Annotated in this window: 14 protein-coding genes; 7 read left to right on the top strand and 7 right to left on the bottom strand. The window is 60.8% G+C overall.

Annotated features, from left to right (window positions below):
• Positions 1-8: 8 nt before the first annotated feature.
• The 4 genes from OP496_RS02460 to OP496_RS02445 all read right to left on the bottom strand — a co-directional run bounded on the left by OP496_RS02460 (position 9) and on the right by OP496_RS02445 (position 3,195).
• Positions 9-566 carry a TRAP transporter small permease gene (locus tag OP496_RS02460; protein WP_280561795.1) on the bottom strand — a complete coding sequence of 186 codons (558 nt, stop codon included), beginning with the start codon at positions 564-566 and terminating at the stop codon, positions 9-11.
• 108 nt (positions 567-674) lie between these two features.
• On the bottom strand, positions 675-1,664 hold the full coding sequence (locus OP496_RS02455) for a TRAP transporter substrate-binding protein (protein ID WP_280561794.1): 990 nt from the start codon (positions 1,662-1,664) through the stop codon (positions 675-677).
• Between the two features lie 86 nt (positions 1,665-1,750).
• Complete coding sequence (locus tag OP496_RS02450) at positions 1,751-2,695, bottom strand: LysR family transcriptional regulator (RefSeq protein WP_280561793.1); 945 nt, start codon at positions 2,693-2,695, stop codon at positions 1,751-1,753.
• 62 nt (positions 2,696-2,757) lie between these two features.
• A complete protein-coding gene (locus tag OP496_RS02445) occupies positions 2,758-3,195 on the bottom strand; it encodes a VOC family protein (protein WP_280561792.1) in 438 nt (145 codons plus the stop codon).
• Positions 3,196-3,411: 216 nt separating this feature from the next.
• On the opposite strand from OP496_RS02445, the gene OP496_RS02440 reads away from it, so the two are divergent.
• The 6 genes from OP496_RS02440 (at position 3,412) to OP496_RS02415 (ending at position 8,715) form a co-directional block, all read left to right on the top strand.
• A complete protein-coding gene (locus OP496_RS02440) occupies positions 3,412-4,164 on the top strand; it encodes a 5-oxoprolinase subunit PxpA (RefSeq protein ID WP_280561791.1) in 753 nt (250 codons plus the stop codon).
• Between the two features lie 4 nt (positions 4,165-4,168).
• The gene (locus OP496_RS02435) at positions 4,169-4,900 is read left to right on the top strand and encodes an allophanate hydrolase subunit 1 (protein ID WP_280561790.1); all 732 of its coding nucleotides are present in this window, start codon (positions 4,169-4,171) and stop codon (positions 4,898-4,900) included.
• Positions 4,897-5,823, top strand: a complete 927-nt coding sequence (locus OP496_RS02430) for a biotin-dependent carboxyltransferase family protein (RefSeq protein WP_280561789.1) — start codon at positions 4,897-4,899, stop codon at positions 5,821-5,823. Before OP496_RS02435 ends, OP496_RS02430 begins: the two co-directional genes overlap by 4 nt.
• Positions 5,824-5,940: 117 nt before the next feature.
• The gene (locus OP496_RS02425; protein WP_280561788.1) at positions 5,941-6,858 is read left to right on the top strand and encodes a MurR/RpiR family transcriptional regulator; all 918 of its coding nucleotides are present in this window, start codon (positions 5,941-5,943) and stop codon (positions 6,856-6,858) included.
• A 36-nt stretch (positions 6,859-6,894) separates the two neighbouring features.
• Entirely contained in the window at positions 6,895-8,226 is a 1,332-nt protein-coding gene (locus OP496_RS02420) for an aminotransferase class I/II-fold pyridoxal phosphate-dependent enzyme (protein WP_280561787.1), read from the top strand.
• A 90-nt stretch (positions 8,227-8,316) separates the two neighbouring features.
• Complete coding sequence (locus OP496_RS02415; RefSeq protein ID WP_280561786.1) at positions 8,317-8,715, top strand: DUF4168 domain-containing protein; 399 nt, start codon at positions 8,317-8,319, stop codon at positions 8,713-8,715.
• A gap of 218 nt (positions 8,716-8,933) precedes the next feature.
• Here the strand turns inward: OP496_RS02415 and OP496_RS02410 are convergent, their stop codons facing one another.
• The 3 genes from OP496_RS02410 to OP496_RS02400 all read right to left on the bottom strand — a co-directional run bounded on the left by OP496_RS02410 (position 8,934) and on the right by OP496_RS02400 (position 10,717).
• Positions 8,934-9,458 carry a PRC-barrel domain containing protein gene (locus OP496_RS02410; RefSeq protein WP_280561785.1) on the bottom strand — a complete coding sequence of 175 codons (525 nt, stop codon included), beginning with the start codon at positions 9,456-9,458 and terminating at the stop codon, positions 8,934-8,936.
• A gap of 66 nt (positions 9,459-9,524) precedes the next feature.
• The gene (locus OP496_RS02405) at positions 9,525-9,722 is read right to left on the bottom strand and encodes a CsbD family protein (RefSeq protein WP_280561784.1); all 198 of its coding nucleotides are present in this window, start codon (positions 9,720-9,722) and stop codon (positions 9,525-9,527) included.
• A gap of 119 nt (positions 9,723-9,841) precedes the next feature.
• Positions 9,842-10,717, bottom strand: a complete 876-nt coding sequence (locus tag OP496_RS02400) for an AEC family transporter (RefSeq protein ID WP_280561783.1) — start codon at positions 10,715-10,717, stop codon at positions 9,842-9,844.
• A 264-nt stretch (positions 10,718-10,981) separates the two neighbouring features.
• Between OP496_RS02400 and OP496_RS02395 the strand changes: the two genes are divergently transcribed.
• Positions 10,982-12,655 (top strand): multidrug ABC transporter permease/ATP-binding protein, encoded by a 1,674-nt coding sequence (locus tag OP496_RS02395; RefSeq protein WP_280561782.1) that lies wholly within the window; start codon positions 10,982-10,984, stop codon positions 12,653-12,655.
• Positions 12,656-12,667: the final 12 nt, after the last annotated feature.

The raw sequence follows: 12,667 nt of genomic DNA, 5'->3' as shown, positions 1-12,667 counted from the left end.
ATGGTGGATCATGATTCACCGTCCTGTGGCTCGGGTGCCACATAGGCAGCAGGGGCTGTTAAAGCCGTGCGCAGGGTACCCAACAAGGTTTCGAGGAGCGCCACGCACATCAATGCGATGCCGACGACGAGCACGCTTTGCGGTATCCATAGTGGAATGGCGAGCAATCCCGAGGAGACATCGTTGTATTCGAGGCTTTCACGCACCAAGCCCACCAGTTCCCAGGTGAGCAGTACACTAAGCGCTAGTGCCACCAGCAGACAGAGCGTCTCGACCCATACGCGAGCACGCGGCGGCAGGCGTGAAATGACCAACGTCACTCGGATATGCGCGTGGTGCGTAAAGGTATAGGCCATGCTTAGAAAAGTGGCGCCCACCAGCAGATAAGCGGCCATTTCCGAGACGCCGGGAATTTCGAGCCCCAGGCGCGCGTTGCCCACCAAGACCAGCAGCGCATCCAGGCAGCGCAGTAGCACTTGAACGGTGACGATGGCACAGATTGCCAGCATGCAGGCCGCGGCGCCCCAGGCGCCGAGGCGATAGAGTTTGTCGAGTCGGTAGGTCATGTCGGTCACTCACGGATCGGGGGCAAAGACGTCACGTCCCGTTCGCGACCGCCATGCATTATGGCGATCACGAAGAGTCAGGTGTCGTCTTGGGTCGGATGTGACGCGTCAGTCGTCGGCCTGGCGCTTGCGGTAGCGCTCGATCAGTGTCTTGGCCTGATCGCCGGCACGTTCTCGCCAGTCTTCGAACAGCGAGTCGCCGGCGGCCTCGAGATCCTTGGCCAACTGGCCGCTGGGCTTGGAAATCGTGATGTCGTGTTCCTTCAAGGCCTTGGCGCTCTCGGCACTGTCCTCGCGACTGGCCTGCCAGCCACGCCGTTCGGCCTCGGCGGCGGCATCCAGCACGGCTTGCTGTGTCTTGTCATCGAGTTGGTCGAAGGCGCGCTTATTGACGAACACGATGTTCTTGGGCAACCACAGGTTGGCGTCGCTGTAATGCGAGACATAGTCCCAGGCGGACATCGACTTGCCGGTGGAGACCGACGTAATCATGGCGTCAACGCGCCCGGTGCTGAACGCGGTGGGAATATCGGCCTCTTCGGTTTCGGTGGGCAAGCCACCCAGATTCTCGACGAAGCGCTGCGTGTTGATGTTAGGAGCACGCACGCGCAGCCCCTCGAACTGTGAGGCATCGGTCAGTTCGAAGTTGGTATAGATGCCCTGTGCTGGCCATGGCACGGCATAAAGCGGCATCAGGCCTTCATCGGCGAACATCTGGGTGATGATCGGCTTGGAGGCTTGCCAAAGGTCGTAGGCGTCTTCGTAGCTACCGGCCAGTCCCGGCAAGGTGTCCACTTCGTAGATCGGCGATTCGTTGGAGAGCGACGACAGGAACACTTCGCCCGCCTGTACGGTGCCGCGCCGCACGGAAGGCTTGATCTCGGAGTGCGCGATCAACGAGCCGCCGCTATGCACATTGATATCCAGTTCGCCGTCGGTAGCATCGGCGACGTCCTCGGCAAATTGTTTGGTGTTCTGGGTATGAAAGCTGGCATCGCCGTAGGGCGTGGCGAGGTTCCATTGCGCGGCCATGGCGCTGCTGGCAATGCCGAGCGAGCCGATTGCCGCCAGCCAGGCGAAAGAGTGCATCGTACGCATGTTCAATTCCTCATTGTTATTGAACTTGGAAGACGAATTCATTCTTCAAGTGGCGATACGTTGGCGTCAAATCGTTAATTCTGATGTCAAGTATCGACGTAGCCTTTCATAGTGGCCGGTGATGAAAGCTTTCCGTGATTTTGGGCGTAATCGGCGGCGCACTGCTTGGCCAGGCGTGCCACGCTGGCGCAGAAGCTCGGATAATTTGAGCGGCGCCAGATGGTGTCGTAGATCATCGGCGGCAAGGGCTCTTCCAGTGGCAGGCGCTCCAGGCTGCCTGCGTCCACGGCCTCGCGTACCGTAGCGACCGGTAACACGCCGATACCGACGCCCTCGATACTCATGCGCATGATGGTCATCAAGGTGCTCGTACGGTGAATCCGCGGGGTGTCGATGCCCAGTGCGGTAAGGTAGGCCACCAGCTCACTGTACGGTCGTGCCTGCTTGCTGAAAGAGATGAACGCCGTGTCGGCAAAGGTGTTCATGTCGCTGTGGCGTAGTGTGGCGGCGAGTTCAGGGGCCGCGAACATGCCCATCTCGAAGGTACACAATGGTTTTTGAATGGCGGACACCCCGGGGACAGTGCCATCCATTGCGAACAGCATGTCGAGGTCGTTTTCGGCCAGTCGCTGGTGTAGAAGCGGGGACATGTCGACCGTCAGTTCGATGGTCAGTTGTGGATAGCGCTCGGCCAGCCGGCGCATGAAGGTCGGACACCAACTGCTGGCGATGGTCTCGATGACGCCCAGGCGCAGCGTACCGGAAAACGACTCCTCGTCTTGAAACAGGCGCATGGCCTCGTTGCGTCCGTCGAGCAGGCGCTCGGCATGGGTGAAGAACTCGCGGCCGCGAAGCGTCGGCTGGACCGGGCGCGCCGAGCGGTCGAGCAGCGAGTCGCCGACGCTCTCTTCCAGCCGGGTGATACGGTCCGAGATCGACGGCTGGGTCAGATACAGTTTGGTTGCGCCCTTGCGAAACGAGCCCAGGCGCACCACCCAGACGAAGGCCTCGAGTTCTTTGAAATCGAACATCGTTAATCCTGCGAGTGCCGCCGCCCGGATGGCCGAGCGGCGAAGTTAAGAACCGCACCGTGTTACGCCTTCTTGAACAGTTGTGCCTCGCGGTTCTTGAAGGCCTTGAACTCCAGGGCGTTGCCGGAAGGATCGTAGAAGAACATGGTGGCCTGCTCGCCGGGTTCGCCCTTGAAACGCACGTAGGGTTCGACCTCAAAGGCCATGTCATGGGCGCGTAGCTTGTCGGCCAGGGCCTGCCAGGCGGACATTTCCAGCACCACGCCGAAATGCGGCACCGGCACGCCATGGCCGTCCACCGGATTCTTGTGACTGGCGACGGCGGTGTCCTTCAGTGCGGGGTTGAGATGACAGACGAACTGGTGGCCGAAGAGATCGAAATCGACCCAGCTCTCCGATGAGCGGCCTTCGGGGCAGCCCAGGAAGTCGCCGTAGAAACGCCGGGCTTCGTCTATATCGCGGACCTGAACGGCGAGATGGAAAGGATCGCTGACAGCCATGAAGGCCTCCTTGGATCTGTTGTGATTGGGATATGCGAAAGGCGATTCTTTAGCCGTCCACTAGTCGCCGTCAACTGGTTTCCCTTGACGTCGAGGCGATGAAAGGCTGCGCCGATATCACGCATCACGAAAAACGATTGGACCGGGCCACGTGGGCTTTCTTAGAGTGAAATCCTGCATTCGTGAAAGCCGACGACAATAAAAGAGGTCACGTTCATGTCCCTTCCGCTTCTCAATTGCGACATGGGAGAGAGCTTCGGCAACTGGAAAATGGGCCTCGACGACGAGGTCATGCCCTATGTCGATTGCGCCAATATCGCCTGTGGTTTTCATGCCTCCGACCCCGACATCATGCGACGTACCGTGGCGTTGGCCGTGCAGCACGGCGTGTGTGTCGGTGCGCATCCCGCCTATCCCGATCTACAAGGCTTCGGGCGTCGCTCGTTGGCGTGTTCGCCGCGCGAAGTCGAGGACATGATGCTGTATCAGATCGGCGCGCTGGAGGGCATGTGCCGCGCCGAGGGCACGACCGTGAGCTACGTCAAGCCGCACGGGGCGTTGTACAACGACATGGCCCGCGACCCCGAACTGATGCGTGGCGCCATGCGCGCGATGCTGGCCTATGATCGCAGTTTGCCGCTGCTGGCCATGGCCACCGCGGATCCGGCGCCGATGCGTGCGCTGGCCGAGGAAATGGGCGTCACGCTATGGTTCGAGAGCTTCGCCGACCGCGCCTACGACCCTCAGGGACGGCTGGTCTCGCGACGCGAGCCGGGCGCCGTGCATCATGACCGCGAGACCATCGTGGCGCAGGCGGTGGGGCTTGCCAAGGGCGAGGCGCTGACCGCCAACGACGGCAGCATGCTGCGTCTGGCCGCCGATACGCTCTGCGTCCACGGTGATAATGCCGAGTCGGTGGCTGCCGTGCGCGCCATTCGTGACGCTTTCGATGGCCTGGCACGGGAGTGAGCCGGTGAGCGACCCAAGTATCGAAACGGTGGGTATGGACAGTCTCATCGTGCGCCTCTTCGACAACATCGATGAAGAGAACATGCCGTGGATGCTGGCCGCTGACCGCGCTCTGCGCGAGACCTTCGGCGAGGCACTGATCGACCTGGTGCCGTCCTACACCACACTGCTGGTGCACTACGATATCCAACGTCTTGATCTGCAGTCCGCTCGTGCCTGGGTAAGCGAGGCGCTGCAGGGCCTGACGCCGGCAACGAGTGGCGAAGGTCAGCGGCATGTGATTCCGGTGTGGTACGACGTCAGTGTCGGCCCGGAACTCGAGCGCATCGCCGAGCGTCTTGGCGTTAGCCACGAGGACGTGGTCGCGCGGCACTGCGCGCGGGATTACAGCGTCTTTGCGCTGGGCTTCGCGCCCGGTTACGCCTTCATGGGCCGTCTCGACGATGAGCTGGCCACGCCGCGCCTGAAGACGCCACGCCAGAAAGTCGCCGCCGGCAGCGTGGCCATCGCCGAACGCCAGACGGCGGTCTACCCCACGCTCTCGCCTGGCGGCTGGAACATCCTTGGGCGCGCGCCCGTGGCGCTGTTTGGGCGCGATCGGGAGGGCTACAGCCTGTTGCGCCCCGGCGACAAGGTGCGTTTCGAGGCAATTTCCCGCGAGGCGTTCATCGAACGCGGTGGCGATCCGACGCCGCTGGCTGAGCGCGGCGACACCCCCACGGAGGCTCAGACATGAAGGGATTGATCGTCGAACGCGCGGGGCCGCTGACGTTGTTACAAGATGGTGGACGCTTCGGGGTACGCCATCTCGGCGTGACTCAGGGCGGTGCCGCCGACTGGGTGTCGTTGGGATGGGCCAATTGGCTGCTGGGTAACGCGCCGCAAGCCCCCGGCGTGGAAATTACCATGGGCGGCTTGATCCTGTACGCCGAGGTCTCGACGACGCTGGCCCTGACGGGGGCTGACCTGGGCGCGACCCTCGACGATGCGCCATTGGCGCCAGGAAATTGTGTCACTATCGCTGCCGGGCAGCGGCTGGCGTTCGAGAGTCCTCGGGCTGGCCTGCGCGCTTATCTGGCCTTTCCCGGCGGACTCGATGCCGTGCCGGTGCTCGGCAGTGTGGCCAGCACCGTGCGCGAAAGTCTGGGCGGGCTCGATGGCCAGGGGCGCGTGCTGAACGAAGGCGATTGCCTGACATGGGCGGGGGACGACGCGGGACGCGAACGCACGCTGCCCTCGGGCGTGGGCACGTTATCTGGAGATGGAGAGTGCGTGACGTTGGCGCTGGTAGGCGGCGCGCAGATTGCCGATTTCAGCGGTGCCAGCGTATTCGAGGCCTTTAATACTGCTTGGACCATCGATCAGCGTGCCGATCGTATGGGGGTGCGCCTGACGGGTCCCGAACTGCGTTACCTGGGGGAGGGGATGGTCTCCGAGGGAATTCCGTTGGGCGCCGTCCAGGTGCCCGCCGATGGCCAGCCTATCGTGCTGCTCAACGATCGTCAGACAATCGGCGGCTATCCACGCCTTGGCGCATTGACGCCGCTGGCCTGCGCGCGCTTGGCACAATGCCAGCCGGGCATCGAGGTATGGCTGACGCCGGTGGCGGCGGGGCAGGCACGTGACGCGCATCTTCGCCAGTTGGCATGCTGGCGTTGATACCCGGAATCGAGATATTGGCAGTTATAAGATAATTTATTTCCCTTTTTGCAAAGTAATTTGCAAATTCGGGGAGTGGCATCTAATCTGGAAGCAACATCACTCCAGGAGCCTGCCATGCCTGCCGACAATGCTGATTGGCCACCTCGTCGCTACGCCGATCTGCAACTGCTGGCGCTGCGTGCTCGACGCGGCGACGCCGCCGATCTGAAGCTTTCCGCCAAGGGGCTTGCATTACTCGAGGCTCTATTGGCCCAGCCCGAGGCGGTGAGCCTGTCGAGTATCTCGCAATTGGCGCAGCACCACAGCGTGAATCCTTCACGGCTGACACGGTTGTCACATGCCCTCGGCCTGGAGGGGTTCAAGGCGCTACAGGCGCTTTTCCGTGAAGATCTCAGCGATAGCGCCTTCTATTCCACACGTGCCCAGCGCCTGCTGGATTTCGGCGAGACGCCCCGGGCCGAGGGCGACGTGCTGGCCGACGACCGCGCGCTATGGCAGCAGGAGATGCAGAATCTCTCGGCCACCGTGGATGCGCTGGACACGACGCAATTGTCCGATGCGGCAACCAATATCCAGAAAGCACGACGAATTCACGTCATCGGCCTGCGCGCCAGCTTCGGGGCTGCGCATTACCTGGCGTATTACCTCGATTATCTGCGCGACGGTGTGCACTTGGTCTCAGGGAACGCTGGCGTCAGTGTCGAGCAAGCATTGCGGCTGGGCGAGGACGATCTGGTGATCGGTATCGCCTTTCGGCCCGAGTCGCGGATGAGCACCGACTACTGCCGGCTGGCGGTGGAACAGGGCGCCTCGCTGCTGGCGTTGACGAATCATTCCAGCTCGCAGCTGGCGACGTTGGCCGTGTCCACATTGCTTGCGCCGGCCGAGGGCGCTTTCTTCTTCAACCCCATGAGTAGCCTGTTCATGCTCGTCGAGTTGTTGCTGTCTCGCGTGGCCCGCGAGATGGGGCACGACGCGGTGCTCGCCCTGCGCCAGCGCGAGGCACTGATCTCGCGTCTACACGTCGAGTGATGTACTCGCCTTAACATCGTTTCTCTGGAGTTTGCCATGACCACTTCCGCGCCTCTTTCGGATGCCCCAAGGCCAGTTACCAGCGCCGCCGATTGGCTGGGCTGGGGGTATGCCGGCGATCAGAATGCCACCGCCGCCTCGGATACGCTTTTGATCAATGAGCAATCGCGTCTACTCGAAACGCAAGGGCGGCGCATCATCAAGTTCGGTTTCGGCCAATCGCCGTTTCCGGTCTTCGCCTCGGCGGTGGAAACGTTGGCTGAACATGCCGCCGACAAGGCCTATCTGCCGGTGCAGGGCATGGCGGCGCTGCGCGAGCAGGTGGCGGCGTTTCATCGCCATATGGACGGTACCGACTGGCGAGCCGAACGCGTATTGATCGCCCCGGGGAGCAAGTTACTGCTATTTGCGCTGATGAAGGCCTTACCGCGCGCCGAAGTGCTCATTCCGGCGCCGGCCTGGGTCTCCTATGCGCCACAGGCGCGACTGGCAGGGCAGTCGGCTGTACGCCTGGAAACGAGTTTCGAGAGTCGCTGGCTGGTGACCCCCGAACAGCTCGATCGGCATTGCCGCGAGCATGGCCCTGGCTTGAGTCTTCTCATTCTCAACGCCCCCGGCAATCCTACTGGGTTGTCGTATGAGCCTGAGATGCAGCGTCAACTGGCTGCGGTTGCCAAGCGCCACGGCGTGCTGGTGCTCTCTGATGAGATCTACGGGCCGCTCGATCATCGCGGTGCGCATCGCCCCTTCGCACGCGATTACCCCGAGGGTACTTTGACCACCAGTGGGCTTTCCAAATGGTGCGGCGCGGGCGGATGGCGCCTGGGCGTGTTGAATCTGCCCGAGACGCTGGGCGATGAGTTGCTCACGCGGTTGCTGGGCATCGCTTCGGAAACCTGGTCGAGCGTGTCGAGTCCAGTCCAGGCGGCGGCGATCACTGCGTATAGCGTTACGCCGGCGCTGGAAGCCTATCTCGACGCGCAGAGGCGCTGGCTGCGGGTGATTGGGCAGTGGTGCGCGCAACGCCTCGAAGCGGCCGGGGTTCGCACGCATGCGCCGGATGGCGGCTTCTATCTGTTCCCCGATTTCAGCGCGTACCGCGAGGTACTACGAGTGCGTGGGATTACCACCAGTGCCGAGTTGACCGCGACGCTGCTCGAAGAGGCAGGTATCGCGCTTTTACCGGGCAGTGCGTTTGGCTGTGAACCGACGCAGTTGACGGCGCGTTTGGCCTACGTGGACTTCGATGGTAAGTCGCTATTGGCCCGTGAGTGTCCCGACGATCCCGAATCGGCGATGGCCGTTCCCGAACTGGCCACCGTGCGTCATGGTATCGAGGCGTTGACGGCCTGGTTGGGTGCTGTTTGAATGTTCACACCCTGTTACATAAAAAATGTGAACTCACCCACTACAGTGGCGTCACAATGGCCACGCACACGCAATAACCTGGAGGTATTCATGCAACGGATCACTGCTCTTGTTTCAGCGGCTATGCTGACGACCGGAATGGTAGCGGCACAGGGCGCCATGGCACAGCAGGAAGACCCGGCAGCAAGCGGGACCACCCAGACTCAGGGCGCGTCCTCTCAGGATTTTTCTGACGAACAGCTTCAGCAGTTCGCCGATGCATCTGAAGAAATTTCTCAAGTTTCCCAGAAGTACACCAAACAGCTTCAGAATGCGGATGGCGAAGACAAGCAGAAAGAGCTTCGTGAAAAGGCCAATAAAGAGATGGTCAGCGTTGTTGAAGATAGCGGCATGAGTGTCGAAGAGTTCAACTCCATCGGTCAGGCGATCCAGCAGGATCCGCAGCTCATGCAGCGCGTTCAGGGCATGGTCCAAGGCCAGCAACAGTAAGCGAATCGAGGATATTGCGGTATCGTCGCACTTCGTGCCGGTGCCAAGTGATACAAGCTTCGCGAAAAAGGCCACCTTCGGGTGGCCTTTTCATGTTTCGCCTCCCCACCCAAGGTGGCGGTTCGATAATATGGGTGCCGTCAGTCGACATGAAGAAGGCCCGCCATGGTGGCGGGCCTTCTCATGGTTTCACCCTTTATGGGCGGAGAACCTGATGATCAGTCGTTGAGGGCGTCGCTGGCATTGTCCAGCAAATCCGCGGTGGCCGACTTGGTGCTTTGCCAAGCGCTTTTGGCACTTTGCTTGGTATCTGTCCATGCCTGGCGGGCTTGTCCCTTGGCATTCTGCCACCAGTCGTTGTCGTACTCAGGTAGCTTGGCGATGTCATCACGCGTCATATCGAGTGTGACGCGATAGTCCAAGTTGTCGAGGTCGTCGGCGTTTTGGGTTTTCAAAGTGAAGTCGTCACGGTCGACGACACGATGCGTATCGCCGAGATCGAGGGCGCCTCCGGTTTCGATGACCAAGGCTTGAACACTCATGTCCTCACCAAGCAGCACGTCCTCGACGTCACCCACATCTTCGTTGGGGTTTTCTGCGAGGAAAACATCGGCATCCATCAGCTCATCGCCTGAGTAGAGCCCTTGGGGCTGGGATTGAGATTGCGCGAAAGCGGCACCTGTCAGACTCAGGCCGCCGATGAGAACGGCAGTTTGCGTCATGCGATGCAGTGAGTGTCGCATTGAGAAGCTCCTTCTTCGTCGGTTATATCTATTCGACGGGTGTCGAATCACTGGCGAGATGGGCAGTCAGACCGAACGAGCCCAGTCGTCGGCGCGCTTTTCGGCGTCTTCCTTGCTGATCCCGTATTTGGTCTGCAGCTTGCCGATCAGTTGATCACGCTTGCCGGCGACTTGGTCGAGTTCATCGTCGGTCATTTCGCCCCAGGATGCTTTGGCCTTGCCTTTGACCTCGGTCCAACGGCCTTCTATCTGATCCCAATTCATGGCGGTTCCTCCTGAACGTTTGCCAACAACGCGAACGCTTCCTGTGCGTCGCATTCATTATGAAGCATAACAGGGATGTGTGCCTTGACAATTACACGCCATGCGTCAGTACACGCACGCTACATGAACAGCGCCAGCAGCAGCGGCACATAGATAAAGGCCAGTAATGTGGAACAAAATACCAGGCTGGCAACATATTCCGGCTCGCGCCGTGAGTGTTGTGCGAAGAGATAGTTATAGACTGCCACCGGCATGCTCATTTGCAACACGAGCACGCTTTGCGCCAGGGGCGGGAGGTTTAGAAGCCAGCCCACGCCGAAGGCCACGCAAACGGCGAGTACCGTGCGCAGCAGGCTGAAGGCGAGCCCCGAAGACAGGCTGCGCACCTGGATGTTGGCCAGAGAGACGCCAAGGGTGATCAGCATCAAGGGGACGGTGAAGCCGGAGATCAGCTCCACGGTATTGTCGATCCACAACGGCAGGTCGGTATCCGTCAGCAGGATGGCCACCGACAGCAGAATGCTATACACGGTGGGCGTGCGCAGCAGGCTCTTCAGCGGATTGCTGCGGCTGATCATCATCACCCCGAAGGTGAACTGCACCAGGGCGACGGTCACCATCACGGTGATCGCATAGGCGAAGCCCTCGTTGCCAAACGCATAAAGCGCCACCGGCAAGCCCATGTTGCCGGTATTGGGATACATCATGGGCGCCAGCAGCACGCGCCAGTTCTTGCGCAGCAGCATGGCCATCAACCAGGTCGCCAGTGCCATGATCAGAAGCACGCCCAGCGTGCTCAGCATGGTGCGCCCAAAGGTGTGGGCATCGATGTTGGCCCCGGAGAGCGAGGCGAGGATCAATGACGGCGTGCCGACATTGAAGACCAGTTTGGTGACGAAGTCGGTGGGATACGCATATCCCAGGCGTATCCAGAAAAATCCGATACTGGCGCCCACGAAGACGGGGGCCATGACAGCGAAGAGTTGGGCGAGCATGCGTGAGCCTGATTAAGGGTCTGTGTCCACGCTGTGGAAGTGGACGGGACGATGTTGAACGCGACTGTGAGGGTCGCGGAAAGTGCCATATAGGGTGTTATTGTCGCCAATCGTGGTGAATCGTTGCAACGTGCATACGAAAACGAGAATCCTTTACCTTGACGTGGCGCGATAATTGGCAAGAATCGTGGACCACGCTGACATTCACCAGCGTCGCGTATAACGCGGCGCGTCGCTATTTTCAAAAAACGTTTAGAGAACTGCATGGAACTTTTGCGCGTCGTCTACCGCGATTATCGCTGGCCGTTCATCGGTGTCATGGTGTTGAGCCTGGCCAGCGCGGGGCTCGGTATCGGGGTCATCGCTTTTATCAACCGGTATTTGATCGAGGCCCAAGGCGACCCACTTGTGGTACTGCCTCAGTTCTTGGGGCTAATCGTCTTGCTGCTGGCGGTGACGCTCGGTTCGCAACTGGCGCTGACCGTGCTTGGCCATCATTTCGTCTATCGCCTGCGTGGACGTCTGATCAAGCGGATTCTGGATACCGACATCGAACGACTCGAGCGACTGGGCAGCGCGCACCTGCTGGCCAGCCTGTCCAGCGACATCCGTAATATCACCACCGCCTTCGTGCGACTTCCCGAGCTGGTGCAGGGTGTAATACTGACGCTGGGCTCAGCGGCTTATCTGGCCTGGCTCTCGCCGGGGATGCTGTTCATCACCGCGCTTTGGGTAGCGGTGACCGTGGTGGGAGGATGGTATCTGGTCTCGCATGTGTATCGCCATCTGGGGAAGGTGCGCGACACCGAAGACCGGCTCTACAAGGATTACGAGGCGGTAATCGACGGTCGCAAGGAACTGGCCCTCAATCGCGATCGCGCGCGGTCGCTTTACGAGGATGTCTACGAGCGCGATGCCAAGGCCTATCGGCATCACATCATCCGCTCCGACACTTTCCACCTGAGTGCAGTGAACTGGTCGAACATCATGATGCTGGGCGCCATCGGCATGGTGTTCTTCCTCGCCAATGGCCTCGGTTGGGCCAATACCAACGTGGCGGCGACCTATTCGCTGACCCTGCTGTTCCTGCGCACACCCTTGATCCAGGCGGTCGGAGCCTTGCCCACGCTGCTCAGTGCCCAGGTCGCCTTCGACAAGCTCAAGGCACTGGAGCTGACCGAGTATAGCGCCGAATTCGGTGATAACGCTGCGCACGGCGACTGGCAGACATTAGAGCTACGCGGCGTGACCTTTGCCTATGCTGCCGGCGAGCATGGTCGCGGATTTGAAGTGGGCCCGGTCGATCTCACCTTATCGCGCGGTGAGCTGGTATTCCTGATCGGTGGCAATGGCAGTGGCAAATCGACGCTGGCGCGCCTGCTGACCGGACTTTATCAGCCATATGCCGGCGAGATCCTCATCGATGGACGGCCCGTCGATGAAGAGGGTTGGCAAGCGTTTCGCAGTCGCTTCGCCGCCGTGTTCACCGACTTCCATCTCTTCGATCAGGTGATCGGCCCCGATGGCGAGGCGCCGGACACGGCCTTGACCGACGCCTGGATCGCGCGACTGGGCATGGGCGAGAAGCTGCATTTCGATGGCTGGCGGGTCACCGACACGCAGCTGTCTCAGGGGCAGCGCAAGCGCCTGGCATTGCTCCTGGCGGTGGCCGAACAGCGCGATATCCTGCTGCTCGACGAATGGGCGGCGGATCAGGATCCACAGTTCCGGCGTATCTTCTACCGCGAGCTGTTGCCTATGCTGCGCGAATACGGCAAGACCGTCTTCGCCATCAGCCACGACGATCACTACTTCCAGCACGCCGACCGGCTACTGGAAATGCGCGCGGGGCAGTTGAGTGAACTGACCGGCGAGATGCGCGACCGCGTCAGCCGTGATGCAGTGGCACGGCTCGAAGACACATCAGGCGAGGTGTGAGGGACGACGACT

The sequence above is a fragment of the Chromohalobacter sp. 48-RD10 genome (assembly GCF_029889785.1).
In the GTDB taxonomy this organism is placed as follows: Bacteria; Pseudomonadota; Gammaproteobacteria; order Pseudomonadales; family Halomonadaceae; genus Chromohalobacter.
Note: the sequence above shows the minus strand (reverse complement) of the source record. Positions and strands in the feature narration are given on the sequence as shown.

Coding starts and splice junctions, on each gene's coding strand:
- OP496_RS02410 (WP_280561785.1), bottom strand. CDS start 9,458: ATGCGACACTCACTGCATCGCATGACGCAAACTGCCGTTCTCATCGGC.
- OP496_RS02405 (WP_280561784.1), bottom strand. CDS start 9,722: ATGAATTGGGATCAGATAGAAGGCCGTTGGACCGAGGTCAAAGGCAAG.
- OP496_RS02450 (WP_280561793.1), bottom strand. CDS start 2,695: ATGTTCGATTTCAAAGAACTCGAGGCCTTCGTCTGGGTGGTGCGCCTG.
- OP496_RS02430 (WP_280561789.1), top strand. CDS start 4,897: ATGAAGGGATTGATCGTCGAACGCGCGGGGCCGCTGACGTTGTTACAA.
- OP496_RS02425 (WP_280561788.1), top strand. CDS start 5,941: ATGCCTGCCGACAATGCTGATTGGCCACCTCGTCGCTACGCCGATCTG.
- OP496_RS02455 (WP_280561794.1), bottom strand. CDS start 1,664: ATGCGTACGATGCACTCTTTCGCCTGGCTGGCGGCAATCGGCTCGCTC.
- OP496_RS02420 (WP_280561787.1), top strand. CDS start 6,895: ATGACCACTTCCGCGCCTCTTTCGGATGCCCCAAGGCCAGTTACCAGC.
- OP496_RS02415 (WP_280561786.1), top strand. CDS start 8,317: ATGCAACGGATCACTGCTCTTGTTTCAGCGGCTATGCTGACGACCGGA.
- OP496_RS02440 (WP_280561791.1), top strand. CDS start 3,412: ATGTCCCTTCCGCTTCTCAATTGCGACATGGGAGAGAGCTTCGGCAAC.
- OP496_RS02395 (WP_280561782.1), top strand. CDS start 10,982: ATGGAACTTTTGCGCGTCGTCTACCGCGATTATCGCTGGCCGTTCATC.
- OP496_RS02400 (WP_280561783.1), bottom strand. CDS start 10,717: ATGCTCGCCCAACTCTTCGCTGTCATGGCCCCCGTCTTCGTGGGCGCC.
- OP496_RS02460 (WP_280561795.1), bottom strand. CDS start 566: ATGACCTACCGACTCGACAAACTCTATCGCCTCGGCGCCTGGGGCGCC.
- OP496_RS02445 (WP_280561792.1), bottom strand. CDS start 3,195: ATGGCTGTCAGCGATCCTTTCCATCTCGCCGTTCAGGTCCGCGATATA.